At 73.7% G+C, this 24760-nt stretch carries 26 protein-coding genes; 14 read left to right on the top strand and 12 right to left on the bottom strand.

What is annotated here, in order from left to right; all coding sequences use genetic code 11:
• Positions 1-294 precede the first annotated feature (294 nt).
• The 5 genes from QMF80_RS00485 to QMF80_RS00465 all read left to right on the top strand — a co-directional run bounded on the left by QMF80_RS00485 (position 295) and on the right by QMF80_RS00465 (position 5536).
• Complete coding sequence (locus tag QMF80_RS00485) at positions 295-1014, top strand: Crp/Fnr family transcriptional regulator (protein ID WP_283448504.1); 720 nt, start codon at positions 295-297, stop codon at positions 1012-1014.
• 134 nt (positions 1015-1148) lie between these two features.
• Positions 1149-3545, top strand: coding sequence for an ATP-binding protein (locus QMF80_RS00480; RefSeq protein ID WP_283448503.1), 2397 nt, complete (start codon positions 1149-1151; stop codon positions 3543-3545).
• An 86-nt stretch (positions 3546-3631) separates the two neighbouring features.
• Entirely contained in the window at positions 3632-3883 is a 252-nt protein-coding gene (locus QMF80_RS00475; protein WP_283448502.1) for a hypothetical protein, read from the top strand.
• A gap of 182 nt (positions 3884-4065) precedes the next feature.
• Positions 4066-5064 carry an XdhC family protein gene (locus tag QMF80_RS00470; protein WP_283448501.1) on the top strand — a complete coding sequence of 333 codons (999 nt, stop codon included), beginning with the start codon at positions 4066-4068 and terminating at the stop codon, positions 5062-5064.
• Between the two features lie 97 nt (positions 5065-5161).
• Entirely contained in the window at positions 5162-5536 is a 375-nt protein-coding gene (locus tag QMF80_RS00465; protein ID WP_283448500.1) for a DUF6479 family protein, read from the top strand.
• A 58-nt stretch (positions 5537-5594) separates the two neighbouring features.
• On the opposite strand, the gene ku is transcribed toward QMF80_RS00465, so the two are convergent.
• Positions 5595-6731 (bottom strand): non-homologous end joining protein Ku, encoded by a 1137-nt coding sequence (ku, locus tag QMF80_RS00460; protein WP_283448499.1) that lies wholly within the window; start codon positions 6729-6731, stop codon positions 5595-5597.
• 31 nt (positions 6732-6762) lie between these two features.
• Between ku and ligD the strand changes: the two genes are divergently transcribed.
• Together ligD and QMF80_RS00450 are read left to right on the top strand one after the other, a co-directional pair.
• Positions 6763-7686, top strand: a complete 924-nt coding sequence (gene ligD, locus QMF80_RS00455) for a non-homologous end-joining DNA ligase (protein WP_283448498.1) — start codon at positions 6763-6765, stop codon at positions 7684-7686.
• A complete protein-coding gene (locus QMF80_RS00450; protein WP_283448817.1) occupies positions 7686-8648 on the top strand; it encodes an ATP-dependent DNA ligase in 963 nt (320 codons plus the stop codon). The genes ligD and QMF80_RS00450 overlap by 1 nt, the downstream gene beginning before the upstream one ends.
• 135 nt (positions 8649-8783) lie before the next feature.
• Here QMF80_RS00450 and QMF80_RS00445 read toward each other — a convergent pair whose 3' ends face one another.
• Entirely contained in the window at positions 8784-9602 is an 819-nt protein-coding gene (locus tag QMF80_RS00445; protein ID WP_283448497.1) for a nuclease-related domain-containing protein, read from the bottom strand.
• 190 nt (positions 9603-9792) lie between these two features.
• Here QMF80_RS00445 and QMF80_RS00440 point away from each other — a divergent pair, with 190 nt between their 5' ends.
• From QMF80_RS00440 to QMF80_RS00430, 3 genes are all read left to right on the top strand, one after another.
• Positions 9793-10410 carry a hypothetical protein gene (locus QMF80_RS00440; protein WP_283448495.1) on the top strand — a complete coding sequence of 206 codons (618 nt, stop codon included), beginning with the start codon at positions 9793-9795 and terminating at the stop codon, positions 10408-10410.
• 148 nt (positions 10411-10558) lie between these two features.
• The gene (locus QMF80_RS00435; RefSeq protein ID WP_283448494.1) at positions 10559-11500 is read left to right on the top strand and encodes a hypothetical protein; all 942 of its coding nucleotides are present in this window, start codon (positions 10559-10561) and stop codon (positions 11498-11500) included.
• A 47-nt stretch (positions 11501-11547) separates the two neighbouring features.
• On the top strand, positions 11548-12834 hold the full coding sequence (locus QMF80_RS00430) for a histidine kinase dimerization/phospho-acceptor domain-containing protein (protein ID WP_283448816.1): 1287 nt from the start codon (positions 11548-11550) through the stop codon (positions 12832-12834).
• Between the two features lie 70 nt (positions 12835-12904).
• Here the strand turns inward: QMF80_RS00430 and QMF80_RS00425 are convergent, their stop codons facing one another.
• The 3 genes from QMF80_RS00425 to QMF80_RS00415 form a co-directional block, all read right to left on the bottom strand.
• Positions 12905-13180 carry a DUF8847 domain-containing protein gene (locus QMF80_RS00425; RefSeq protein WP_283448492.1) on the bottom strand — a complete coding sequence of 92 codons (276 nt, stop codon included), beginning with the start codon at positions 13178-13180 and terminating at the stop codon, positions 12905-12907.
• Between the two features lie 10 nt (positions 13181-13190).
• A complete protein-coding gene (locus QMF80_RS00420; protein ID WP_283448490.1) occupies positions 13191-13940 on the bottom strand; it encodes a TetR/AcrR family transcriptional regulator in 750 nt (249 codons plus the stop codon).
• Positions 13941-14017: 77 nt separating this feature from the next.
• Positions 14018-14947 carry an AurF N-oxygenase family protein gene (locus QMF80_RS00415; RefSeq protein WP_283448489.1) on the bottom strand — a complete coding sequence of 310 codons (930 nt, stop codon included), beginning with the start codon at positions 14945-14947 and terminating at the stop codon, positions 14018-14020.
• Between the two features lie 187 nt (positions 14948-15134).
• Between QMF80_RS00415 and QMF80_RS00410 the strand changes: the two genes are divergently transcribed.
• Positions 15135-16235, top strand: coding sequence for a ferritin-like domain-containing protein (locus QMF80_RS00410; RefSeq protein WP_283448487.1), 1101 nt, complete (start codon positions 15135-15137; stop codon positions 16233-16235).
• Positions 16236-16315: 80 nt separating this feature from the next.
• Here QMF80_RS00410 and QMF80_RS00405 read toward each other — a convergent pair whose 3' ends face one another.
• Together QMF80_RS00405 and QMF80_RS00400 are read right to left on the bottom strand one after the other, a co-directional pair.
• Positions 16316-17791 carry a penicillin-binding transpeptidase domain-containing protein gene (locus tag QMF80_RS00405; protein WP_283448485.1) on the bottom strand — a complete coding sequence of 492 codons (1476 nt, stop codon included), beginning with the start codon at positions 17789-17791 and terminating at the stop codon, positions 16316-16318.
• Complete coding sequence (locus QMF80_RS00400) at positions 17788-19212, bottom strand: FtsW/RodA/SpoVE family cell cycle protein (protein WP_283448483.1); 1425 nt, start codon at positions 19210-19212, stop codon at positions 17788-17790. Before QMF80_RS00400 ends, QMF80_RS00405 begins: the two co-directional genes overlap by 4 nt.
• Positions 19213-19346: 134 nt before the next feature.
• Here QMF80_RS00400 and QMF80_RS00395 point away from each other — a divergent pair, with 134 nt between their 5' ends.
• The 3 genes from QMF80_RS00395 (at position 19347) to QMF80_RS00385 (ending at position 21481) form a co-directional block, all read left to right on the top strand.
• Positions 19347-19736 carry a DUF6325 family protein gene (locus QMF80_RS00395; protein WP_283448481.1) on the top strand — a complete coding sequence of 130 codons (390 nt, stop codon included), beginning with the start codon at positions 19347-19349 and terminating at the stop codon, positions 19734-19736.
• Positions 19736-19993 (top strand): SHOCT domain-containing protein, encoded by a 258-nt coding sequence (locus QMF80_RS00390; RefSeq protein WP_283448479.1) that lies wholly within the window; start codon positions 19736-19738, stop codon positions 19991-19993. Before QMF80_RS00395 ends, QMF80_RS00390 begins: the two co-directional genes overlap by 1 nt.
• Positions 19994-20137: 144 nt before the next feature.
• Positions 20138-21481 (top strand): C40 family peptidase, encoded by a 1344-nt coding sequence (locus QMF80_RS00385; protein WP_283448477.1) that lies wholly within the window; start codon positions 20138-20140, stop codon positions 21479-21481.
• On the opposite strand, the gene QMF80_RS00380 is transcribed toward QMF80_RS00385, so the two are convergent.
• From QMF80_RS00380 to QMF80_RS00360, 5 genes are all read right to left on the bottom strand, one after another.
• Positions 21403-22692 (bottom strand): styrene monooxygenase/indole monooxygenase family protein, encoded by a 1290-nt coding sequence (locus QMF80_RS00380; protein ID WP_283448476.1) that lies wholly within the window; start codon positions 22690-22692, stop codon positions 21403-21405. The genes QMF80_RS00385 and QMF80_RS00380 overlap by 79 nt on opposite strands.
• A gap of 64 nt (positions 22693-22756) precedes the next feature.
• Positions 22757-23395: a GTP-binding protein gene (locus QMF80_RS00375; protein WP_283448474.1), complete on the bottom strand. Its 639-nt coding sequence runs from the start codon at positions 23393-23395 to the stop codon at positions 22757-22759.
• Entirely contained in the window at positions 23376-23768 is a 393-nt protein-coding gene (locus QMF80_RS00370; protein WP_283448472.1) for a DUF742 domain-containing protein, read from the bottom strand. Before QMF80_RS00370 ends, QMF80_RS00375 begins: the two co-directional genes overlap by 20 nt.
• On the bottom strand, positions 23765-24277 hold the full coding sequence (locus QMF80_RS00365; RefSeq protein ID WP_283448470.1) for a roadblock/LC7 domain-containing protein: 513 nt from the start codon (positions 24275-24277) through the stop codon (positions 23765-23767). The genes QMF80_RS00370 and QMF80_RS00365 overlap by 4 nt, the downstream gene beginning before the upstream one ends.
• Entirely contained in the window at positions 24274-24537 is a 264-nt protein-coding gene (locus QMF80_RS00360; RefSeq protein WP_283448468.1) for a hypothetical protein, read from the bottom strand. The genes QMF80_RS00365 and QMF80_RS00360 overlap by 4 nt, the downstream gene beginning before the upstream one ends.
• Positions 24538-24760 lie beyond the last annotated feature (223 nt).

Genomic DNA, 24760 nt, shown 5'->3' with positions numbered 1-24760 from the left:
CTCTCTTGGGGAGTAGTGGCATGACGTGGTTCGAGTGTCCGCCCCCGTTCTCGTGGCTCGTTCTCGTTCTCGCGCCTCGTTCGCGCGCCTCGTTCTCGTTCTCGTTCTCGTTCCTACGCTCGCCCTCGTGCGCGTACCCCACGGTGACACGGACCCGCGGCGGAGATCCCGTCGTGATACGGGATCCACCGAACGTTTCAAGACAGCCGGGCGTACGGTCGGTGCTCGCCGTACGCCCGGGACGCACACTGAGTGGCGCGCGCGGGCGCCGGGACGCGAAGGGAGCGGGGCGGCATGGATGACAGAGTTCCGGGCCGGAGCGGGCGGTGGCCGCGCGAGGAGTGGGCCTGGCCGTCGGCGAGCCTGCTCGGCGGCCTCGGCCGGGCCTCGCGGGAGCGCCTGCTGGCGCTCGGCGCGCGCGCCCGCTACCCGGCCGACCGGGTGCTCATGCGCGAGTCGGAGCGGACCACTTTCGTACTGGTCCTGCTGGACGGGGTGGTCAAGGCGACCGCGCGCACCCAGGACCACCGGGACGCCCTGCTGGCCGTCCGGATGGGTGGGGACCTGGTCGGCGAACTCGCCGCGGTGGACGGGCAGCCCAGGTCGGCGACGGTCACCACCTGCGGAGCCGCCGTCGCCCGGATGGTGACCCGGGAGGACTTCCTCGACTGCATGCGACGGGACGCCCGCATCGCGCACGCGGTGAACGAGTCGATCGTGGCCAAACTGCGCGTGGCCAACAACCACCGGGTCGACTTCACCGGTTGCGGAGCCGCCACGCGGCTGGCCCGGGTACTGCATCAGATCGCCCTGTCCTACGGGGAACGCGACGGCGCCGGAGCCGTGATCCGCTGGCCCATCACCCAGCCCGAACTCGCCACGCTGTCGGGCGCGTCGGAACCCACCGTGCACAAGGCACTGCGCGGACTGCGCGAGACGGGGGTGGTCTCCACGGGCTACCGCAGCATCCGGATCGAGAACCTCGCCCTCCTGAACAGCATCGCGTTCACCTGACGGCCGGACGCGGGTGGGCAGCGGTGCGGGAAACAGTCGTATGACGGTATTGCCGCGCCGACTCGTCGCTAGCGTGGCGGTAAGCGGGCCAACCAGAGCGCGGCCGTGTTTCCGCGGCCGGGAAGGCGGGGGCGATGGAAGAGACGGACGAGGGGCAGCCGGCCGGACCACGGGCCGGTCACCGGATCAGCGTCGAGGGGAACGCGGGAGCCGTGATCGTGGGCGACCACAACATGGTCGTCGACGCCCAGCACGGGTCGACCGTGACGGTGGTCATGGAACGGGAGCGGCCGCGGCCGGTTCGCCGTGAGCGGGTCGAACTGCTGCCGCGGCGGGTGCCGGAGCCGGTGGGCCGGAGCAGCGAGAGCGCCGCGCTCGCCGACGCCGTCCGGGCGGGCGGCCTGGTCCAGTTGTGGGGTCCGCCCGGCGTCGGCAAGAGCACGCTGCTCCGGCATGCGGCACGCCAGTTGGAGCCGGGTCCGGCCGGTGTGGTGTTCCTGACGGCGGCGTACCGCGAGGTCGCGGACCTGGCCCAAGAGCTGTTCGAGGCCTGTTACGAGGCCCCGGGCTACGCCCCGTCGCGCGCCGAGCTGCGGCGGCTGATGGCGGGGATACCGGTGACCGTCTACCTCGACGACGCCGACCTGACCTACGGGCAGCTGCTGGACCTCGCGGACGCGGCCCCGGACGCGACCTTCGTCTTCGCCGCCTCCGACCGGTCGCTGTGGAACGACGGCACCGCGCTGGAGATCAAGGGCCTGGACCGGGCCGCGGGGCTGGAACTGCTCGCCCGGGAGCTGCGGCGCCCGCTGCGGGAGGGCGAACTCGGTGGCGCGACCGACCTGTGGCAGGCGGCGGCGGGCCTCCCCCTTCCGCTGCTGCGCGCGGCCGGGCTGGCCCGGCTCGGTCCGGCGGGCGAGGCCCGGCTGCCCCTGCCGGGTGAAGTGGCCTCGCTCCTCCCGGAGTTGCTGGAGCAGCTCGGTACGGCGGAGCTGAACGTGCTGCACCTGATGGCGACCCTGTACGGCGCGGTGCTGGATCCGGTGCACATCGGCGCGCTGACCGACGTACCGGACGCGGCGGGGGTCTGCGACCGCCTGGCCGGTCTCGGGCTGGTCGTGGCCGTGGAGCACGGGTACCTGTTCACCACGGATGTCGGTCCGGCGGTACGGCAGAAGTGCCCGAGCCCCTTCCCGGCCGAGCGGCTGTGCGAGTACTTCGTCCAGTGGGCGGAGCGTGCGGACACGACGCCCGCGCAGGTCGCCGGGCTGGGCAGGGCCCTGGAGCTGGCGGCCGAGCTGGCCGAGCGGGACGGGCGGCCGGAGCTCGCCGTACGGGTGGCGCGGGCGGCCTCACCGGCGCTGGCCCGTTCCTTGCGGTTCGGTGTGTGGGGGCGACTGCTGGGCCGTGGCTGGGTTTCGGCCCGGGCGACGGGTGACCGGCAGGCCGAGGCGTACTTCACCCATGAGGAAGCCATCCGGGCGCTGCTGACCGGCCAGCGCGTCCTGTTCGTGGCCCTCGCGGCCGAGGCGCTGATGCTGTGGCAGGCGCTGAGCAACAGTCACGGCGCGGCCGCCGCGCTGCAGCTCCACCAGTTCGCGGCGATCCCGGTGGCGCCGACGGCTCCGCTGCTGCCCAGTGGGGCGACGGCCTCGGCCCACGTCGCGGCCGCGCACAGCGGGGCCGCCGCCACACCTGCCCAGAGCGTGGCCGCCCACATGGGGAACCTGGCGGGGAACGGCGGCACGGCGCACGCGGGTACGGCGGGCGGCGCACACCTCGGCACGGCCGGCGGGGCTCACGCGGGCACCGCGCACCTGGGCACCACGGGTGGGGCCCATGCGGGAACCGCCCACGTGGGAACCGCCCATGTCGGCACCGCGCACGCGGGCACGGCACATGTGGGCGCGGCACATGCGGGCACGGCACATGTGGGAACCGCCGGAACCGCTCACGTGGGCACGGCGGGCACCGCGCACCTGGGCGCCGCCGGAGGGGCGCACCTGGGGACCGCGGGGACGGTCGGGACCATGGGGACCGCGGGCGCGGGCGGCGCGGGGGCGGCTGCCGCCGCCGGTGGCGCGGCGGCCGCCGGCACCTCCATGGCGAGCCTCGTCGCCACCCTGATCGCCGTCATCGTGGCGATCGCCGTCGGCGGGGTCGCCCTCAACCAGCTCCAGGACGATCCGCCGTCGGCCACCGGGCTCGCCGGAACCTGGCGGGACGGCGAGGGCACCAGCATCCACTTCGCCGACGCGGGGACCGGTTCGTACTCGGGGCGGGTGTCGACGCAGTGCGGTCCCATCGACGTGGAACTCACGGGCAGCGGCGACAGTTACAGCGGGACGCAGACCGCCTACGGGTACCTCCCGGACGGCAGCTGCGACGGGCAGGGGGTGATCGGGCGCCTCTCCATGAAGATCACCCTCTCCTCCGACGGGTCCACCGCGACGGTCGTCAAGGGATCCACACCCGGTGGGCCGGCCTGCGCCTACAGCTGTGAAACGGCCACGCTGGTCCGCACGTCATGACGTGGGCGGGGGCCGGCCCGTACGCCCGCCCCCGACCGCACCCGCCCGCACCCGCACCCGCACCCGCACCCGAAGGAGCGTCCACGGTGACAGCCGCATCGGACAACCCGGTCGAGATCCGGATCGGCGGTGACGTGTCCGGCCCCGTCATCGTCGGCAACGGCAACCACGTCGGGCTCGGCAACCCGGCGCCCGGCCCGGCCGGTCCGTCCCAGACCAACACGGCGAAGGACCACGGGACCGTCTACGCCGTCACGAACGGCGACATGCACGTCCACCACGACTCCGGACCGCAGGGATCCGGACCGCAGGACGCCGAAGTCCCGGAGGCGCCGTAGGAGCGGGATGCACGAGGGACGAGCGCGTACTAGCGGGACGTACGAGTGGGGTGGGGCTCGGATCGGCGGATTTGCGGGTTGGGGGCGGCGCGGTGGGGTGGCTACGCTTTGAGGAGGCCGCATTGTGCCGCTGACCTGGCGCTTTGTGGATCGTGAGGGTGACGGCGATCGGGGTGGCACAGATGCGTGAGCTGGCGGAGACCGCACAGCAGTGGATCTCGGAGGGGCGGGCCGGGTTTCTCGCACGGCCCATCACCGAGCAGGGGTTCGGACCTCGGGACGCCGGTGGGGCGGTGCTCGTCGATCCCCGGGGGGAGTGCGTCGGGGCCCTGTACCGGGGGGTGTTCGACGCCGAGCTGATCGCGGAGGCGGGAGCGGTCCCGGCCGGGGTGAGTGCGCGGGTGTGCGAGGTCTCCGTGCACGGGCCCGAGGTCATCGAGGCCCGGCTGACCTGCGGCGGGCAGGCGGAGATCCTGCTCCAACCGCTGTCGGCGGTGCCGGGCGAGTGGTGGGAGCTGCTGGCGCGGGGGGCCGGGGTGGCGTTGGTGACGCGGCTCAGCGAGGGCGCCGACCAGGCGGTGAGTGAGGTCGTACGGGCGCTCGACGCGCCCGGCACCGACGCCGAGCGGCGGGCGGCGGAGCTGCTGGGGACGCACCGGGCCGGGCGGGACGCGCTCTACGGGGAGTCCGGGCTGGTCCTGGTCGAGGCCTGCCCCTCCGCTCCCTGTCTGGTGATCGGTGGCGGCGGGGAGCTGGCCCGGATCATCGAGCGGCAGGCCCGGCTGCTGGACTGGGACGCCGTGGTGGTCGCGAACGCCGCCGAGGCGGGCGAGGCGCTGGCCGCCCGCCGCGACGGCGCGTGCCTGGTGATGCTGAGCCACGAGCCCGACTTCGACGTCCCGACGCTGCGGGCCGCGCTCGCGGACGGGATCCCGTACGTCGGCGCGCTCGGCTCCCGCAAGACCCAGGCCCGGCGGCGCGAGGGGCTGCTCGCGGACGGGGTGGGCGAGGCGCAGCTGGCGCGGGTGCACGGGCCGATCGGGCTGGACCTGGGGGCGCGTACGCCTGCCGAGACGGCGCTGGCGATCTGCGCCGAGATCCTCGGCGTACTGGGCTCGCACGGCAGCGCGGTGCGGGCCGCGGGGGCGCTGCGGGACACCGACGGCCCCATCAATTCCTGACCTGTCGCCCGGTCTCTTTCCTTACCTCAATGTGACAATAGGGAGATTTGGCAGTGTTCTGGGCATACCGTGATCGAGCCAGGGGTAAAGATGAGGCATGGACACGACCCTGAGCGACATCGCGTGGTTCCTGGTCGTCGGAATCGCTGTGGTCGGATTCCTGCTCGGCTCGTTCTGGCTGGGCAAGCGGGTCCGGGCACGTGAGCCCGCGCCCCCCACCCGCGAAAGCCAGCCGCACCTGCCCGAAGGCGGAGCGGTGTACGAGCTGCTCGAAGAGCGGGAACCGGTAGAAATTCCCGACGGTGGCCTCCGGCCGCACGACATGCAGGGGTACGGAAACTTCGGCTCTACCACGGCCAGCCATCCCGACGACGTACAGGCGGCCCGGGACGCCGAGTACACGACGTGGCACCGCCCGGCGGCCAAGCCGCCCGCGGGTCCGCCGATGGGGGGCGCGGTGCGGCCGACCTGACGGCCGCACGACGACGGGGTGGAGGCCCGGCCGGGCCTCCACCCCGTTGCCGTGCCCATCAGGCCGAGGTGCGCTTGCGCGGGGTGGGCGAGGACGCGGACTTCGAGGAGGCCTTCGACGTCGACTTCGTCGTCTTGGCCGCCGCCGTCGCAGCCGCCTTCGTAGCCGTCTTCGACGTCGACTTCGCGGGTGTCTTCTTCGCGCTCTTCGCGGGCTGGGCGGTCCGCGCCGTCGACTTCGCCGTCTTCGTCGCCCTGGCCGCCGTCTTCTTCGTGGTCGACGCCACCGACTTCTTGCCCGTGGCGGGCTTGGGGGCCGCCGCCGACTTCGGGGCCGACGTGCGGGCCGCCGGGCGGCGGATCGGGGTGACCTCCGCCGTCTCGCCCGCGTTCCCGCTCCCGCTCTCGCCGCGGGAAGCCTTGGCCGCCCGTACGCTCTTTTCGAGGGCCGCCATCAGATCGATCACCTGCGCACCCCCGCTCGGAGCCGGGGCCTCCGTCGGCGCCGCCCCTTCCCCCGACTCCGACTTCGCCGCGATCATGGTCTCGACGGCCGAGCGGTAGTCGTCGTGCAGCGAGGCCACCTCCTCCACCTCGCCCAGGGTGGCCATCAGGGCGTCCGCCAGGTCGAGTTCCGCTTCGCGGATCGTCACCCGGGTCTCCGGTGCGACGCCCTCCGGGGCCCGGATCTCGTCCGGCCACAGCAGTCCGTGCATGGCGATGACGTCGTCCACCACGCGCAGCATCCCGAGCCGCTCGCGCCCCCGCAGGGCGAACTTGGCGATGGCCACGCGGTCGCTCCGCTTGAGCGCCTCGCGCAGGAGGGTGTAGGGCTTGGCGGCCGGGACACCGTTCGCCGCGAGGTAGTACGCGGCGTCCATCTGGAGCGGATCGATCTGCGCGGCGGGTACGAACGTCACGATCTCGATCGTCTTGGCGGTGGGCAGCGGCAGCGTCGACAGGTCCTCGTCCGTGATCGGGATGACCGATCCGTCCGCCTCCTCGTACCCCTTGCCGATCTCGGCCGAGGACACCTCCTCACCGTCCAGCTCGCACACCTTGCGGTAGCGGATGCGACCGCCGTCGGCGGTGTGGATCTGGCGGAAGGAGATCGAGTGGTTCTCGGTGGCGTTCACCAGCTTGATCGGGATGCTGACCAGGCCGAAGGAGATTGCCCCGTTCCATATGGATCGCACTGTTCCTCCTGATTCGTGGCAGTCTCATGGTATGACGCCGATCACATCGGTGGAGGGGCGGCGCCTCGCGCTGAGCAATCTGGAGAAGGTCCTCTATCCGGAGAGCGGCTTCACCAAGGGCGAGGTACTGCACTACTACGCCACCGTCGCGCAGGCCCTGCTGCCGCACGTCCACGACCGGCCGGTCTCGTTCCTGCGCTATCCGGACGGGCCGGACGGGCAGCTGTTCTTCACCAAGAATCCGCCGCCGGGCACGCCCGGGTGGGTGAAGACCGTACGGGTGCCCCGCTCCGAGGACCAGAGTGCCGAGCAGGTGGTGGTGGCCGACCTGGCGACCTTGATGTGGGCCGCGAACCTGGTCGTCGAGTTCCACACTCCGCAGTGGACCACCGACCGGCCCGCGGTGGCGGACCGGCTGGTCCTCGACCTCGACCCCGGGCCGACGGCCACCGCGGTGGAGTGCTGCGCCGTCGCGCTGTGGCTGCGGGAGCGGCTGGCGGCGGACGGGCTGGAGGCGTACGCGAAGACCTCCGGCTCCAAGGGGATGCACCTGGCGGTGGCGCTGGAGCCGACGGCGTCGGAGCAGGTGTCGGCGTACGCGAAGGCGCTCGCGCAGGAGGCGGAGAACGAGCTTCCGGGGCTGGTGGTGCACCGGATGGCGAAGGCGCTGCGGCCGGGGAAGGTGTTCGTGGACCACAGCCAGAACGCCGCCGCCAAGACCACGGCCGCGCCCTACACCTTGCGGGCGCGCCGGTTGCCGACGGTGTCGGCGCCGGTGTCGTGGGCCGAGGTGGCGGGCTGCCGGGAGGAGGGGGACCCCGCCGCGATGGTGTTCCTCGCCGACGAGGTGGTGGCGCGGCTGGCCCGGGACGGGGACCTGTTCGCGCCGCTGACCGACCCCGGGCGGGCGGGTTCACTGCCGGGGGGCGGGGCCCGTACCGAGGGTGCGTCGTGATCCGGGTCGCGCTGGCCGCGTCCGTGCGGGAGCTGCCGCGGGGCGCGGGGCTGGCCTACGAGCCGAAGTTCGACGGGCACCGGCTGGTGGTCCGGCGGACCGGCGAGGGCGTGGTGCTCCAGGCCCGGTCGGGCCGCGTGGTGACCGCGGCGTTCCCCGATCTGGTCGCCGCGGCAGGGGAGTTGCCCACCGGGACCACGCTCGACGGGGAGGTGGTGGTGTGGCACGAGGGCCGCACGGACTTCGCGCTCGTCCAGCGCCGGGCCGCCGCGACCGCCACCCGGGCGGCGGCCCTGGCCCGGACCCTGCCCGCGTCGTACGCGGCCTTCGACGTCCTGGAACTGGCCGGGCTGGACCTGCGCGGGCGGTCGTACGAGCGGCGGCGGGCGCTGCTGGTCGACCTGCTGCTCCCGCTGGGGCCGCCGCTGCAGCCGGTGCCGATGACCACGGACCCGGGGCTGGCGGTGACCTGGTACGAGACGCTGCCCGCCAGTGGGATCGAGGGCCTGGTGATCAAGCGGCTGGAACAGGCCTACCCGACGGGGCGGCGGGGCTGGCGCAAGCTGCGGCACACCGAGACCCGGGACGCGGCGGTGATCGGGTACACGGGGACGGCGGGGCGGCCGGTGGCGCTGGTACTGATCCTGTCGGGGGACGGGGACGGAGGCGGAGGCGGGGAGCCGCGGCCCGGTGCCGGGGGCGTCGAGGACGCCGTGGCGGAGGTGGCCGAGGTGGACGAACCGATGGTGTCGAGCCCGCTGGGCAGCGCGGTACGGGCGGAGGTGGCGGCTGCTCTGGCCGCCGGCCCCTCCCCGGCCGGGACGGGCGGCGGCACGGTCACCGCGATCGGGCTCGGCGAGGTCCCCTACCGGGTGCTGGACCCCCCGCTGACGGCGGAGGTCCGCCACTCCTCGGGCCGCCACCCACCCCCGGAGGTCCTGCGCCTGCGCCCGCCGTGGTGACCCGGCGGCGCCCCGCCGGGCCCGGGTCGGGTTCGGGACGGGTTCGGGACGGGTTCGGGACGGGGCGCGGGCCCAGTCGGCACGATCCGGAAACGGCGCGTACGGGACGTACCGGCGCGGTCGCGGCGCCCGGCGCTAGACCGCCGTCCACGTGCGGAGGTTGCGGGCGGTGGTGTAGAGGGTGTCCACGTCCGACGGCTTCAGGGTGGCCGGGGCGCGGGTGAGGCGGGCGGCGGCCGTGCCCGGTTCGAGGATCTCGACGTCGCGCAGGCTCGGGGCCACGTCCAGGCGGGTCGCGTCGGACACCGCCAGGGCCGGGGTCACCGCCGTGACCAGGGCGTGGGTGGCCCGTTCGGCGGCCCGCCGGGCCCAGCGGACGTCCGGGCGGGGTGCGGCCCGGCCGACGGTGACGAGCAGGTCGCCCACCTGGACCCGCTGGCGGCGCCCCGCGACCGTCCGCACGCACCACACCCCGCCCGGCCCGATCAGCAGGTGGTCGACGCGCCCCGCGCCGGGCAGCGGTACGGCGTGCAGCACCCGCCAGCCCGCGCCTTCCAGGGCGTCCAGTTCGGCGCCCACCCGTTCCTGGGCCAGCAGGTCGGGGCGCAGCCGGTGCCGGGTGCGGGCTCCGGCGGCGCCGTGTTCCAGTTCGCCCAGCAGCGCCTCGCCGGGGCGGTTCGGGGCCAGGTCGTCGTCCGGGTGGAGGGACAGCCGGACCAGGTCCGCGGCGCTGGGCACGGCGGGCGGCCCGACGGTCCAGGCGCCGCTCAGGTAGGGACGTAACACCGCCAGCGCGGCGTCCCGGTGCACCGCCGAGAGCACGCTCACCCGGCCCGCTTCCCGGTCGTACCAGGCCACGCTGCGCCCGTCGGGCAGGTTCACCCACAGCCTGCCGCGGTCGGGCAGCACCTTGAGTCCCCGTCCGAGGCCGTGTTCCCGTTCACGATCACGCATCGCCCTCACCCCCGCCGTCCATGGGAGCAGGCGTTGCCGCGCGCGGCAATCCCCTGGTGGTGTAACGACTCCGCCGGAACCCTGCCGCCTCGCTGTTACAAAGCCACCGTCGAACCGCAACGGCGGCCGCCTACGTTTATGTCACCTGGACACCCCAGCACCTGACCAGCCACCACCAAGAGGGATTCCCGTGAGCAGCGTCCGCCGCACCATCGTTCGCGCCACCGCCGTGACCGCCTGCGCCGGAAGCCTCCTGGCGCTGCCCGCTGCCGCCGCCCTCGCCGACGGGCTGCCCGCCGCGGCGTCCGCGCGGGCGTCCGCGCGGGCCGTCGCGCCGCAGCGGATCCTGGTCAAGAGCGTGACCCTCGCGGACGGCGTGTCCACCGCGCAGGTCTACCGGGTCGCCGGGGGCGCGTACCAGGCCGACATCATGCGCGGCGGGGCCAAGGTCTCCTCCCTGAGCAGTCACGACGGCGTCCAGGGCCTCGGCCGCACGGACGGGATGCACCTGGCGCTCCAGCCCGACGGGCGGATCTCCTCCTGGTCCGCCGCCGGGGACGGCGTCGTGCCGGCCGCGCTCTCCTCCGCCGCCGACGGGCACAAGACCGCCCGGCGGACCGGTTTCGCCGAGGCGGCCACCTCCCCCGCGAAAGCGACCTCGGACAACACCGTCGCGATGCGGCTCGGTACGCTCACCGACGGGCCCGACGACGGCGTCCTGCTGATCGCCGCGGGCGGCGGCATGGCGGCGGTCGGCGCCGCCGGGCTCGGTTTCGCGATGCTGCGCAGGGGCCGTACCACGGTCTGACCGGGTCCCGCCGGGGTTTCGGTGGGGTCCGCAGGCCGGACGGCCGCGCAAAAAGGGCGTACCTCTGCATAAGGTTGACGGGACAGGATCACCCGTCGTACCGCACACCGCACCGGTCCGCGCAGGGGACAGGAGGACGCAGGGGTCCGTGAAGACGTTCCGTACCGCCGTCCCCAGCCGTTCCGGTGCCCGCTCCCGTACGCGTCGCGCCGTGCGGATCTCCTCGCTGCTCGGTGCGGCCGCCCTCCTCGCGGCCACCCCGCTGGCCACCGGCTGCGACGACACCGGCGGGCTGGCCAACGCGGGCGCCACGCCGACCGCGAACGGTCCGGTGCACCTGTGGCCCGACCGCAAGGGCGCGACCGTCCCGCCCGCGGACCCGGGCGGAGCGCCGCCCGAGTACGTCAAGGGCATCCCCCCGGTGCGGGACCAGAACGTGCACGAGGTGGATCCCGTCGCGCTCATCCAGGCCGAGGTCGGGAACCACAAGGGCGCCGACGTCGGACCCGACGGCATGCCGTCGGAGACCGCCGCGGCGATCCTCGCGTGCCCGACCGGGGCGCAGGCCGCCGAGCCGGGGGCCTCGAAGCCCGCGAAGTGCCCGGTGCTCACTCCGTACTACCGCGATCTGACCGGCAACAACGTCGACGAGCTGATCGTCGGCTTCGAGCTGCCCGCACACCAGATGTCCGTACGGGTCTACACCGCCGACGCGGACGGCCGACTCAACCGGATCATGGCCACCACCGAATCCGTGATCAGCGTGGAGCTGGCCGGGCGGGACGTCGTCCTGCACGTGCCGAGCGCCAATCCCGGCTACGAGCTGAACACCGCCTGGTCCTGGGACGAGAAGCAGCGGACCATGCTGCCGACGCGGGAGCAGATCATCCGGGTGCCGCAGCGGCCGCGCGGGGACGGGCAGAGCCCCCAGCCGCTGCGGCCGCGGCGCGGCGGCGGTGTGAACGGTGGTGTGGGCGCCGGGGCGGGCGGTGGCGTGGGCGCCGGGGCGGGCGGTGGCGTGGGCGCCGGGGCGGGCGGTGGCGTGGGCGCCGGGGTCAGTGACGGGCTCGACGGCGGCGGCCTGTCGTGACGGGCCCGGTCAAGAGGCGCCCCCCGAGACTCCGGTTGCCCGCGTGGCTGCGGCTGCGGCTGCCCGCCTGGACCGCCACCCTGACCTGGAAGTCGGCGTGCTTCATCGTGGTGATGTGCTGCTCGCTGGCCGCGATGGTCGGCGCGCTCGTGCACGTCGAGGTGACCCGGCAGACGGTGTCCACCGCCCGCGAGAAGGCGCTCGGCAAGCTGCACGACGCGTCCCGGTCCTACGAGGCGGGCGAGAACCTGCCGCCCGACTCCGGCATCGACCCGGCGGGCCTGCCGCACTCGCTGCGCGAGCTGGCGGTCTCCGGGCACCGCGGCACCATCGTCAGCGAGTACGACGGCCGCCCGATCATGTGGGCGGCGGCGCCCGCCGACGGGCGGGCGCTGGCCACCGCCATCGACTACAGCCAGAGCGCGCGCACGATCAGCGGCCTGGACAACGCGATCATCGGGTCCTCGGTGCTGGCCATCGGCGGGACCCTGCTGGTCGGCGCCTTCGCCGTCACCCGGATCACCCGTCGGCTGCACCAGACCGCGACCGTCGCCCGGCGGATCACCCAGGGGGACCTGGACGCCCGGGTCGGGGACGCGCGGACGAAGGATCCGTCACGGCGGCAGGACGAGGTGGCGACGGTGGCGGCGGCGCTCGACACGATGGCGGGGAGCCTTCAGTCGAAGCTGCTGAGCGAGCAGCGGTTCACGGCGGACGTCGCGCACGAGCTGCGTACTCCGCTGACCGGTCTGCAGGCCGCCTCCGAACTGCTGCCGGAGGGGCGGCCGACGGAGCTCGTGCGGGAACGGGTACGGACGATGCGGCAGCTGACGGAGGACCTGCTGGAGATCTCCCGGCTGGACTCGGGCAGCGAGCGGGTGGAGACGGACCTGCACCAGCTGGGGGCGGTGGCGCGGCGGGCGGTACGGGCGTCCGGGACGGCGACGGAGGTGGTGGTCGTACGTGACCTGTACGTCGAGACGGACCGGCGGCGGATGGAACGGGTGCTGGGGAACCTGATCGCGAACGCGCACAAGCACGGGCGGCAGCCGGTGGTGCTGACGGTGGACGGGCCGGTGGTGACGGTACGGGACCACGGGGACGGGTATCCGGAGTACCTGGTGGCGCACGGGCCGCAGCGGTTCCGTTCGGGGGCGGCCGGTGGCGGTGGCGCAGGCGGGGCCAAGGGGCACGGGCTGGGGCTGACGATCGCCGTCGGGCAGGCGGAGGTGCTGGGGGCGGCGCTGGTGTTCCGCAACGCGGGGGCGGAAGGGGGCGGCGGGGCGGTGGCGGTGCTGACGTTGCCGGCGGCGGTGGCCGGGCCGTCGGCCTGACCCGGGGCTCCGCCCGGGCCGCGGGCCCCGCCGGCGTTCGAGGCGCCCCCGGACGGCACGGAACGCCGGGTCAGGGGGTGGGGCGGGGGGGCTTGGTCCAGGGCCAGCGGAGTTTCGGCTTCGTGCCCGTGGGCTCGTAGGCGTACTTCCAGCCCTTCTGGAGGTGGAGCCGCTTGGTGTGGCCCGCCGGGACGCGCTCGTACAGCAGGACCACCGGGGGGCCGCCCGCCGCGTCGGGGACGGGGATCTCGTACCACTTCGGCGGGTGGCCGGTCGGGCCGAGCAGGATCGGCAGGACTCGGCCGTCCATCGGGCCGCCCTCGAAGGGGGTCGGTTCGCTTCTCACCCTTCCAGTGTCACAGCAGGTGGGCCGCCTCGGAGACCACGGGCGCCACCCGGCGGGCCAGTACGCCCACCGGACCGTCCGCGGACTCCAGGGCCAGCGCGGCCCGCGCCGCGGCCGCCGTCTCCGGGTCGGTGGCGGCCGTGGCGGTCAGCAGGGCGATGAACTGGTCCACCAGCCAGTCCCGCAGCTCCCCCACCGGCGGCTGTTTGCCCTCGTCCAGCCAGATCAGGGACGCGGCCTCGACCGCCGTGATCCAGGTGCGGACCATCATCCGCAGCCGCGGCCCGGGTTCGGATACGTTCAGGTGGTAGAGGATCTGGCCCGCCGCGGTGCGGCGGATGCCGTCCACGGTGGCCGTCGTACGGGAGGTCTCCACCACGCTGCCGCCCTGGAGCAGCGCGCTGAAGCCCGCGTCGTGCTCGTCGACGAAGGCGAGGTAGCGGTCCAGGGCCCGGGACAGCCGCCGGGTCAGCGGTCCCGCCTGCGCTTCGGCGAAGCACAGGCCGAGGACGTCGGCCGCCGAGCGCAGCGCGGCCTCGTAGAGCTGCTGCTTGCCGCCGGGGAAGTACCGGTAGACCAGGGGGCGGGAGACCCCGGCGGCCTCCGCGACGTCGTCGAGGGAGATCTCCTCGGGGGCCCGGTGCGCGAACAGCGACAGGGCCGCCTCGATGATCTGGGCCCGGCGTTCCTCGACGCTCAGGCGGCGGTAGGCACGCGGGGCCGGGGCCTGGGCCGGTGCTGCCTGCGGGGTCCGGGTCATGTCCGCAGGGTAACCCCACGGCAGGCGGCCCCGGCCCCGGCCGGGGAACCCGGCCGGACCGGCGGCGGGGAACGGCGTCAGGCCAGCAGCCCCGAGCTCTGCCACAGCTTCCGGCCGACTCCGCGCAGTACGCCGATGTCGTCGAGGAAGTCGGTGAGCCGCTTGGCCCCGGCCTGCATGACCTCGCGGCGGTGGCCGCTCGCCTTCACCTGGGCCGTCGCCTCGTGGCGGTCGAGGCCCATGTTCTCGTACACCTGGCCGTTGACGAAGGCGAGGGAGAAGACGCGGGCGGCCTCGCCGCAGCTGATCCGGGTGAGTTCGCGCTCCCAGCGGGGGGCGGTCATCATCTGGCGGCGGAGTTCCTCGCGGGCGTACCGGACGTGCCGGGCCTCCTCGATCACGTGGATCCGGGTGACCCCGCGCACCAGCGGCTGGACGCGCTCGTCCGGGAAGGTGAGGCGCTGCATCCAGTCGAGGATCTCCTCGCCGAGGAGGGTGCAGGCGAAGGATCCGGGGGTGGTGGAGACGGTCTTGAGGACGCGCGCGAGGTTGTGGTTGAAGCGGGAGACGGGGTACTCGGGGGCGCCGCCCGTCTTGATCATCCGGGCGAACATCATCGAGTGGCGGCACTCGTCCGCGATCTCGGTGAGGGCGTAGCGGACATGACTGCTGGTCAGCGGCTTGTCGTAGATGTGCCGGGTGAGCAGCTGCATGAGGATGATCTCGAACCAGATGCCCAGCGAGGCCAGGGACGCGGCCTCGTGCCGGGAGAGCTCGATGCGCTGCTCCTCGCCCATCTTCTTCCACAGCGGGGTGTCGTAGAGGGAGAGCAGTTCGGGCGGCCAGTAGTACTTGCCCTCGATCATCGGGGCGTCCCAGTCGAGTTCCCCGTCCGGGTCGAAGGAGTGCTTGGCCGAGGATTCGAGCAGTCGTTCGGCGACTTGTTCCCGGTCCTTGAGCAGGCCGAGGGCGTCGCGCAGCTCCGCCCGGTCGGTCACGGTCGTCATGGCTCGGACACCTCTCAGAGGGAGCACGCGGGTGGGTTACCAGCGGTCACCTCTTATGAGACTGCTTGTCAGCAAGGTCGTCAATCCCCTGCGCGCGACTTGTTGACCCGCTGTCTACCAACGTGTGACGCTGCCAACTGTCCAGTCCCGTCCGGCAGTCCACACCACGCGCACCCAGGGGGCGTCCATGTCGACACACCAGCTCTACACCACGGACCCGGGCGACTCCGTATGGCAGGTTCCCGCCACCGGCTCGGCCCGCTTCAGCTGGGAGTACGACGAGGGGCGCGCCCGCCTCCTCGCGCTCTACCAGAAGGGCAAGGACAAGCAGTGGGACGGGGCCACCCGGATCGCCTGGGACCTGGAGGTCGAACCGTACGACCCGCTGGGCACGCCCGACGACGTACTGACCCTCTACGGCACCCGGCACTGGGCCAAGATGAGCGAGCGCGACAAGGGTGACCTGCGCAGGCACTACACCGCGTGGCAGTTCAGCCAGTTCCTGCACGGCGAGCAGGGCGCGATGGTCTGCGCGGCGCGGATCGTGGAGGCGGTCCCGGACCTGGACGCGAAGTTCTACTCCGCCACCCAGACCATGGACGAGGCCCGGCACGCCGAGATCTACAGCCGCTTCCTGCATGAGAAGATCGGCATGCTCTACCCGGTCAACGACAACTTGCGGGGACTGCTCGGCGACACCCTGCGCGACTCCCGCTGGGACATGCCCTACCTGGGCATGCAGGTACTCATCGAAGGGCTCGCGCTCGCCGCCTTCGGCATGATCCGCGACACGACGGACAAGCCGCTGCCCAAGCAGATCCTCGCCTACGTCATGCAGGACGAGGCACGGCACGTGGCCTTCGGACGGATGGCGCTGCGCGACTACTACAAGCAGCTGACGGACGCCGAACTGCGCGAGCGCGAGGAGTTCGTGATCGAGGGCTGCTACCTGATGCGGGACCGGCTGCGCGGGGTGGAGGTGCTGGAGAACTTCGGCATCCCCAAGGCGGAGGCGGCCGAACTGAGCGAGCAGTCGGAGTTCCTGCACCTGTTCCGCAAGCTGCTGTTCAGCCGGATCGTGCCGTGCGTGAAGGACATCGGGCTGTGGGGGGAACGGCTCCAGAAGGCCTACCTCGACATGGGCGTCTTCGACATGGGCGACTCCAACCTGGACCTGCTGATGGCCCAGGACGAGGAGATCGCGGAGGCCCTGGACCGCGAGCGGTTCGCGCAGGAGGAGCGGCAGCGGGTCGCGGAGGTGGAGGCGGCGATCGCCGACGGCGCCTGAGCGCGGCCGCCCCGCCCCGACGCCGGCGCGTGCCCGCCGCGGGTTCCGGGCGGCGGGACAGCGCCCCGCCCGTCAGGGATTCACGGCGCCAGCGCCGCCCGCATCACCGCGCGGGCGATCGGCGCGGCGGCGCTGTTGCCGCTGATGTCGCCCCGGTCCGCCGCCGCGTCCTCCACGACCACCGCCACCGCCACCGCCGGGCGGCCCGCCTTCTCGTCCTGGGCCCAGGCGATGAACCAGGCGTACGGAGTGCCCGCGTTGCCCACCCCGTGCTGCGCCGTGCCCGTCTTGCCGCCGACCCGGGCGCCCGGGATCGCCGCGTTCTTGCCGGTGCCGTCCTCGACGACCTTGACCATCAGCTGCTGGAGCCGCTGCGCGGTGGCCGGGCTCATGGCGCGGCCCGGGCCGCGCCGGTCACCGCTCCCGGCGGGTTCGCCGCGCCGGATCTGGTCGCCGTCGCTCTGGGTGGTGCGGTCGATCAGGTAGGGGGTGCGCATCTCCCCGCCGTTGGCGACGGCCGCCGCGACCATCGCCATCTGCAACGGCGTCGCCTTGGTGTTGAACTGGCCGATCGCCGACAGGGCCAGCTGGTCCTGGCTCATGTCGGTGTCGAAGGTCGAGGGCGACACCCAGGCCGGTACGCGCAGTCCCGCGTCGTTGAACCCGAACCGGCGCGCGGCGTCCACCATCCCGCGCAGCCCGACCTGGACCCCGATCTTCGCCATGACCGTGTTGCAGGAGAACTGCACGGCCTCCGCCATGCTGGCGTCCAGGCAGCCGCCGGACGCGTTCGGCAGCAGGGTGGAGGTGCCGGGCAGCGGATAGGGGTCGGGGGTCTCCGTCGGGGCGTCCACGTCCTTGACAACCCCCGCGTCCAGCGCTGCCGCCGCCGTCACGATCTTGAAGGTGGAGCCGGGCGGATAGGTCTCGCGCAGCGCCCGGTTGAGCATCGGCTTGGCCGGATCGGCGTTCAGCTTCGCCCAGGCGCTCTTGACCGCCGCGCCCGTGCCGGAGAGTACGCCCGGATCGTACGAGGGGCTGCTGACCAGCGCCAGGATCTTCCCGGTGGCGGGCTCGACGGCGGCCACCGCACCGCGCTTGCCGCCGAGACCGGCGTAGGCGGCGAGCTGGGGGCCCGCCCGCAGGGTGAGCACCGCGTTGCCGCCGTCGGGACGGCCCCGGGCCAGGTCGTGCCAGAGCGGGAAGGCGGTCAGCCCGGGGTCGGTCCCGGCGAGGACCGCGTCCTCGGCGTGCTCGACGAGGCTGGTGCCGTACGTCTGCGAGGAGTAGCCGGTGACGGGCGCGTACAGCGGGCCGTTGGCGTACGTCCGTTCGTAGCGCAGGAGCTGGCGGCTGTCCCGGGACCCGGTGACGGGCCGCCCGTCGACCAGGATGTTCCCGCGCGGCTGCGCGTACCGCTCGATGACCTGGCGTTTGTTCGCGGGGTTCTCGGCGAGGGAGCGGGCGTCCCAGAGCTGGACCCGGGCCACGCCCGCGAGGAGGGCGAGGAAGAGGGCCGCGCAGAAGTAGCCGCACCAGCGGATGTAGCGGATCACGCGGCCCCGCCCCCGTCCCGGCCGTTCCCGGACCCGGCTCGGCCGCGCCCCGGCCCGCCCCCGTCGCCGTTCCCGTCCTCGGGGCGTGGTTTTCGGGCGCTGTCGCTGAGCCGGACCAGCAGGGCCACGATCACCCAGTTGGTGACCACCGAGGAGCCGCCCTGGGCGAGGAACGGCATGGCCATGCCGGTGAGCGGGATCAGCCCGGTGACCCCGCCCGCGATGACGAAGACCTGGAGGGCCACGATGGAGGCGAGCCCGGTGGCGAGCAGCCGCCCGAAGGGGTCGCGCAGGGCGAGCCCGGCGTGGAAACCGCGGGCGACCAGCAGCGCGTAGAGGACGAGGATCGCCAGCAGCCCGGCGAGGCCCAGTTCCTCGCCCGCGGTGGCGAGGATGAAGTCCGACTTGGCGGCGAAGCCGATGAGGAAGGACTGGCCGTGGCCGAGTCCGGCGCCCAGCAGCCCGCCCGCGCCGAAGGCGAAGAGGGACTGGGCGAGCTGGCCGGGTCCACGGCCCTGCTCGATGGAGGCGAAAGGATTCAGCCAGTCCTCCACGCGGCCGTGGACGTGCGGTTCGAACGTCCCGACGGCGTACGCCCCCAGACCCGCCAGCAGCAGTCCCATCGCGATCCAGCCGATCCGGCCGGTGGCCGTGAACAGCATGATCACGAACAGCCCGAAGAAGAGCAGTGAGGTGCCGAGGTCGCGTTCCAGGACCAGGACGCCGACGCTCAGCAGCCAGATCGCCAGGATCGGCCCCAGCACCCGCCCGGGCAGCATCCGCAGCTTCCAGATCCGGCGGCCGGTGAGCGCGAGGGCGGTGCGGTTCGCGGCCAGGTAGGAAGCGAAGAAGACGGCGAGCAGGATCTTGGCGAACTCCCCCGGCTGGAAGGACAGCCCGGCGAACCGGACCCAGATGTGGGCGCCGTTGACGGCCGGGAAGAAGACCGGGACCAGCATCAGCACGAGGGCGGTGGTGACGGCGAGGTAGGCGTACCGCTGGAGTGCCCGGTGGTCCCGCAGGGCGCCCACCACGACCACGAAGAGCGCCACGCCGAGCCCGGACCACAGCAGCTGGTCGCCCGCCGTGAGGTGGGCGGGGGTGGTGAGGTCGAGGCGCTGGATGAGGACCAGGCCGAGGCCGTTGAGCAGGACGGCGACGGGCAGGAGCAGCGGGTCGGCGTAGGGGGCGCGGAAGCGGACGGCCAGGTGCGCGAGCAGCGCGGCGACGGCGAGTCCGGCGGCGTGCCGGGAGGCCTGCGGCGGGAGGTGGCCGACGGTCGCGAGGCCTACGTAGAGGTAGCCGAGGACGGAGATCAGGACGGCGCCCAGGAGGAGGGTCAGCTCGACTCCGCGACGGCGGGCGTGGGGCGCGCCGGGGGGCGGGGCGGGTTCCGTCACCTGTGCCGTCAGAGCGGTCATGGGGGCAACGTAGCAAGCGTCGGTAGCTTATGTCCCTTTATGTCATAGTGTGCCGAAGAGTCGTCAGAAGTGGTCGCCAGAAGCGATCGTCGCCAGTGGTCGTCAGGAACGGCCGGGAGCCGAGGAGTCGGGTCATGGGGCCTGTGGAGTTCATCGTCCTCGCCTTCCCGGAGGAGCAGCTGCGGGTGCCCGCGGTCGCGGCCGTCATGGGGCTGCGCAAGAGCGGCAACGTCCGGCTGATCGACGGTCTCGTGGCCACGAAGACGGCGGCGGGCGAGGTACTGGCCGCGGAGTTCGACGAGTTCAAGGAACTGAGCGGCCTGCTGAACGGACGCGAGGCGGCCCGGCTGATCGGCCCGGAGGACGTACGGGAGGCCGCCGACCTGCTGGACCGGGGCAGTTGCGCGCTGCTGGTGCTGGTCGAGCACGTGTGGGCCGAGGACGCGGCGATCGCCGTACGGGCCGCGGGCGGCCGGATCGCCGGGTCGGTCCGGATCCCCGCGGACCGGCTGGGGGTGGCCTGATGTTCATCCGGCCGGTGCACGCGGTGGCCCGTCCCGCCGAACGCCCCCCGGGCCGCCCGCTGCTGCGGGGGCTGCTGGCGCGCGGCGCGTACGTCTGGGAGGGCGGCGAGCCCGCGCGCGGGCTGCCCGCCCCTCCCCTGTCCCCCGCGGCCGCCGCCCTGGCGGGACGCCTGGACCGGCTGGCGTCCCTGGCCCGGGAGGGGCTGCTGACCCCGGAGGAGTTCACGGCGGCGAAGGCCCGGTTGCTGGAGGGGTAGGGCGTCTGCGCGCGCCCGTCCGCCGGGTACCCGCCGGACGGGTGAGAGGTGGGACGCGGCCGACTCGGGTGGGCGATTTGTCATACCGGGCGTGGCACGATCGCGGCCTCACACCCCACGCCCTCGCTCCCCCGGAGTGGTCCCATGTCACGTCGGCTCCTGCGTGCCGCCTGTATCGCCTCGACCCTGGTCGCGGCCGTTCCGCTGTCCACCGCCGTCGCCGCGCCGCTTGTCGGGCCGCCGGTCGGACCCGTGAGCGCCGTCGGGGCCCCGGCGGCGGCGGAGGCCCCTGCGACACCCGGGGCTCCGGAGACGCCCGAAGCACCCGAGACTCCCGAGACTCCGGAGATGCCCGAGGCTCCCGAGGCTCCGCAGGCGCCAGGGGCGTTGACCGTCGGGCCGTTGCTCGCCCGGCTCCAGGGGCTCTACCAGCAGGCCGAGGAGGCCACCGAGGCGTACAAGGCCACCGAGGCCGCCCTCACGGCCCGGCGCGCGGAGGAGCGGCGGCTCAGCGGTGACCTCGGCAAGGCCCGTACGGAGGTCGGCGCGCAGCAGGCGCTGGCCGGGCGGCTGGCCCGGGAGCAGTACCAGGGGGCGCGCGGGTTCTCCCCGTACGCCCGGATGCTGATGTCCGGGGACCCGCAGGCCGCCCTGGACGAGCGGATGCTGGCGGCCCGCGAGGGCGCCCGGCGGGCGCGGACGCTGGCCGGGCTCGCGCGGGGCGAGCAGCGGGCGGGCGCCCTGGCGACCGCGGCCCGCAAGGCCCTGGACGCCCAGCAGGCCCTGACCGCGGAGCGCAAGCGGCACAAGGACGAGGCCGCGGCGCGGCTCAAGGAGGTCGAGAAGCTGCTGGCCTCGCTGACCGCGACGCAGCTGACCCAGCTCGGCGACCGGGAGCGGACGCAGACCGCGGACGCGCAGCGGGCGCTGGTGGGTTCGGGGCGGATGGGCAGCCCGGGAGCCGCCGCGGCCCGTACGCCGAGCGCCGAGGGCGGCGCCGCGCTGACCTACGCGAGCGCGCAGCTCGGCAAACCTTATGTGTGGGGCGCTGAGGGGCCCGCGTCCTTCGACTGCTCCGGGCTCACCTCGCAGGCCTGGGCGCACGCCGGGCGCGCGATCCCGCGCACCAGCCAGGAGCAGTGGGCGTCGCTCCCGAAGGTGCCGCTGGACCAGTTGCGGCCCGGTGACCTGGTGGTCTATTTCCCCAAGGCCACCCACGTGGCCATCTACGCCGGGAACGGCAAGGTGATCCAGGCGCCCCGCCCAGGGGCCGAGGTGAAGGTCTCACCGATCGCCGCGAACCCGCTGCTGGGGGCCGTACGTCCGGATCCCGACGGGGTCGCGCTCGCGTCGTACAGCCCGCCGCCCCTGCCGCAGAGCGCGACGGGAACGGCGGGTGACGACAGCGGCTACTCCGCCGAGGAGGCGCCCGCGGAAGCGTCGACGGGGGCGGCCGGGGCGGCGGCCGACGCCACCTCCGCGAGGTAGTCCGCCGCGTCCTCGGGGTCGTAGAAGTACGCGTCGAAGTCGGCCGGGTTGTCGAAACCATTGGCGAAACGATCCGCCACGGGCTGGAGCTGACCGGCCGCGCCGATCAGGTTCAGCACGTGCTCCGGCGGGACGCCCAGCATCGCGTTCGTCCACTGCGTCACCGGCTTGCCGCTGGTGAACCAGTACGTGTCGAAGGTCGCCTTCATCCACGCCTCGTCGAACGGGTTGTCCCCGTGCATCAGGATCGAGGACAGGTAGGACGCGGCGCACTTGGCGGCCGAGTTGGAACCCTGGCCCGTGATCGGGTCGTTCGCCACGACCACGTCCGCGACGCCCAGCACCAGGCCGCCGCCGGGCAGCCGCCCGACGGGCTTGCGGACCACGGGCGCGTACCGCCCGGCCAGGGTGGCGCCCGCGTCCGTCAGCTCCACCTCGGTCGTCCGCGCGTACTCCCAGGGGGTGAACTTCTCCATCAGTTCCCGCGTGAGCGCGAGGTGCTCCGCCGGGTCCTTGATCCCGGCGAAGGCGTCGAGCGGGCCGCCCGGTACGCCCTCCCAGAACAGGATGTCGGCGCGCCCCGAGGTGGTCAGGGTGGGCATGACGAACAGCTCGCCGACGCCCGGGACCAGGTTGCAGCGGACGGCCTCGGTGTCCGGGTGCTCGGGGCGGGGGCCCAGACCGTGCACGTAGGAGACGGCGAGGGCCCGCTGCGGGGCGTCGTACGGCGAACGCGCCGCGTCCCGCTCGAACATCGAGACCAGCTCGCCCTTGCCCGCCGCGACGAGGACGAGGTCGTACGTACGGGAGAAGAAGTCGAGGTCGGCGACCGAGGCGCCGTGGATGACCAGCTGCCCGCCGCGCTGGGTGAAGGTGTCGAGCCAGCCCGCCATCTTCACGCGCTGGTCCACGGACTGCGCGTAGCCCTTGAGGCGGCCCAGCCAGTCGATCGCCCGGGCGCCGTCGGGGGCGGCGACCGAGACGCCGACGCCCTGGATCTTCGGGGCCCGGTCCGCCCAGAAGTCCAGCTGGAGATCGCGCTCGTGCTGGAGTGCCGTGTCGAACATGCACTGCGTGGACATGACCCGGCCGCCCCGGATCTCGTCCGGCGTGCGGTTGGACATGAGGGTGACCTCGTACCCCTTCGACAGGAGGCCGAGGGCGAGCTGGAGACCGGACTGCCCGGCTCCGACGATCAGTATCTTGCGCATGGCGGTCTCTTTCCGGGCGGGGCGGGGCGGTACGGGGGCGGTACGGGCGGTGCGCCGCGGGCCGCTATGCGGGGGTGGCGTCCAGGGCGTGGCCGACCAGTGCCAGCAGGGATTCCACGACCGTGGCCCGGCTGCGCGCGTCCATGATCACGACCGGTACGTGGTCGGCGATGGTCAGCGCCTCCCGTACGTCCTCGGGCTCGTAGGAGGCGGAGCCCTCGAAGTGGTTGACGGCCACGACGTACGGCAGTCCGCAGCTCTCGAAGTAGTCGAGGGCGGGGAAGCAGTCGCGCAGGCGGCGGGTGTCGGCGAGCACGATGCCGCCGATGGCCCCGCGGACGAGGTCGTCCCACATGAACCAGAAGCGCTTCTGGCCGGGGGTGCCGTACACGTACAGCACGAGGTCGTCGTCGAGCGTGACCCGGCCGAAGTCCATCGCCACCGTGGTGGTGTTCTTGTCCGGGGTCCCGGTCAGGTCGTCGGTCGGCGCGCTCGCCTGGGTCATCAGCGCCTCGGTACGCAGCGGAGTGATCTCCGAAACCGACGATACGAAGGTGGTCTTGCCCACGCCGAAGCCGCCCGCGACCAGCACCTTGACGGCGACGGGGGCACGGGACCGGTCGTACTGCCAGGGCTGGACGGGTTCGTCCGCGGCACTCGGAAGGTCCGAGGGAGGGGACGGGTCAAAGACGGCGGAGCCCACTGAGCACCCTTTCGAGCAGCGCGCGGTCGGGGCGGCCGATGCCGTGCCCCGTCCCGTAGACGCGGATCCTTCCCTGGTCGGCGAGGTCGCTGACGAGTACGCGGACCACCCCGAGCGGCAGCCTCAGCAGCGCGGCGATCTCGGCGACCGTGCGCATGCGGCGGCACAGCTCGACGATGGCCCGCATCTCGGGCACCCGGTCGGGCCGGGCCGCCGGGACCTTGGCGCTCGGGTCGAGGGTGGCGACGAATGACTCGACGAGCAGGACGTGCGCGAAGCGGGTGCGCCCGCCCGTCAGCGAGTACGGGCGGACGCGCGCGGGGCGCCGGTCGGCGCCGCGTATCGGCAGCCGGTCGGAGGCCGGACTCCTCACGGGGTGTTCTCCATCGACTGGCGCAGCTCACTGCGGACTTCGGGGGTCAGGACGTGGCCGGCGCGGCCGACGAAGAGCGCCATGTGGTAGGCGACGACGCTCATGTCGCAGTCGGGCGTGGCGTGCACGCCGAGCAGGGAGCCGTCGCTGATGGCGGTGACGAAGACGGAGCCGTGCTCCATCGCCACCATCGTCTGCTTGACGGAGCCGCCGTCCATCAGCTGGGCGGCTCCGGTGGTCAGGCTGCCGAGCCCGGACACGATGGTGGCCAGGTCGGCCGAGGCGCCGCGGGGGCCCTTGAGCCGGGCCAGGGGTGCGGGCGCCGGGTCCTGCGCGTCCTCCCCGGCCGGTGCGGCCCCCGGCTCCGTCTCGGAGGAGAGCAGGAGCAGGCCGTCGGAGGAGACGACGGCGACGGACACGATGCCGGGTACCTCCTCGACCAGGTCGGTCAGCAGCCACTGCAGGTTGCGGGCCTGGGTGCTCGGTCCGTACGTACTGGGCGCGGTCATGTGCGTGCCTCCTGTGCGGTGTCCCCCGGATCGGTCTGCCCCTCGGCGAGCTCGGCCTCTACGACGCGCCGCCCGTCCCGGGCCCCCTGGTAGAAACCGCCGAGCCGGCGCCGGAGTTCCTCCGCGTCCACCGGCTTGGGCTCGGGGCGCGCGGAGTCGGCGGCCTCCCCCCGGGCGGGGGCCGCGACGGTGCGCGGGGTCCGCTTGGGCAGGCCCTTGTCGGTGACGGCCTCGTCGGGGTGGCTGCCCTGGCGGGGCACCCAGTCGCCGTGGGCGTCGGGTGCCTGCGCGTGGGCGGGCGCCGCCGCGGCGGGCTCCGGCCGGGGGGCGGGGGGGGGCGGGGGGGGGGGGGGGGGGGGTGGGGGTGCTGACGTTGCCGGCGGCGGTGGCCGGGCCGTCGGCCTGACCCGGGGCTCCGCCCGGGCCGCGGGCCCCGCCGGCGTTCGAGGCGCCCCCGGACGGCACGGAACGCCGGGTCAGGGG

Source organism: Streptomyces sp. G-G2, from assembly GCF_030063135.1.
Taxonomy (GTDB): Bacteria; Actinomycetota; Actinomycetes; order Streptomycetales; family Streptomycetaceae; genus Streptomyces.
Note: the sequence above shows the minus strand (reverse complement) of the source record. Positions and strands in the feature narration are given on the sequence as shown.

What these genes read in the sequence shown, in the direction of transcription:
- QMF80_RS00485 (WP_283448504.1), top strand. Translation starts at nt 295, where the DNA reads ATGGATGACAGAGTTCCGGGCCGGAGCGGGCGGTGGCCGCGCGAGGAG.
- QMF80_RS00480 (WP_283448503.1), top strand. Translation starts at nt 1,149, where the DNA reads ATGGAAGAGACGGACGAGGGGCAGCCGGCCGGACCACGGGCCGGTCAC.
- QMF80_RS00470 (WP_283448501.1), top strand. Translation starts at nt 4,066, where the DNA reads ATGCGTGAGCTGGCGGAGACCGCACAGCAGTGGATCTCGGAGGGGCGG.
- QMF80_RS00465 (WP_283448500.1), top strand. Translation starts at nt 5,162, where the DNA reads ATGGACACGACCCTGAGCGACATCGCGTGGTTCCTGGTCGTCGGAATC.
- ligD (WP_283448498.1), top strand. Translation starts at nt 6,763, where the DNA reads ATGACGCCGATCACATCGGTGGAGGGGCGGCGCCTCGCGCTGAGCAAT.
- QMF80_RS00445 (WP_283448497.1), bottom strand. Translation starts at nt 9,602, where the DNA reads ATGCGTGATCGTGAACGGGAACACGGCCTCGGACGGGGACTCAAGGTG.
- QMF80_RS00420 (WP_283448490.1), bottom strand. Translation starts at nt 13,940, where the DNA reads ATGACCCGGACCCCGCAGGCAGCACCGGCCCAGGCCCCGGCCCCGCGT.
- QMF80_RS00415 (WP_283448489.1), bottom strand. Translation starts at nt 14,947, where the DNA reads ATGACGACCGTGACCGACCGGGCGGAGCTGCGCGACGCCCTCGGCCTG.
- QMF80_RS00410 (WP_283448487.1), top strand. Translation starts at nt 15,135, where the DNA reads ATGTCGACACACCAGCTCTACACCACGGACCCGGGCGACTCCGTATGG.
- QMF80_RS00400 (WP_283448483.1), bottom strand. Translation starts at nt 19,212, where the DNA reads ATGACCGCTCTGACGGCACAGGTGACGGAACCCGCCCCGCCCCCCGGC.
- QMF80_RS00395 (WP_283448481.1), top strand. Translation starts at nt 19,347, where the DNA reads ATGGGGCCTGTGGAGTTCATCGTCCTCGCCTTCCCGGAGGAGCAGCTG.
- QMF80_RS00390 (WP_283448479.1), top strand. Translation starts at nt 19,736, where the DNA reads ATGTTCATCCGGCCGGTGCACGCGGTGGCCCGTCCCGCCGAACGCCCC.
- QMF80_RS00385 (WP_283448477.1), top strand. Translation starts at nt 20,138, where the DNA reads ATGTCACGTCGGCTCCTGCGTGCCGCCTGTATCGCCTCGACCCTGGTC.
- QMF80_RS00380 (WP_283448476.1), bottom strand. Translation starts at nt 22,692, where the DNA reads ATGCGCAAGATACTGATCGTCGGAGCCGGGCAGTCCGGTCTCCAGCTC.
- QMF80_RS00365 (WP_283448470.1), bottom strand. Translation starts at nt 24,277, where the DNA reads ATGACCGCGCCCAGTACGTACGGACCGAGCACCCAGGCCCGCAACCTG.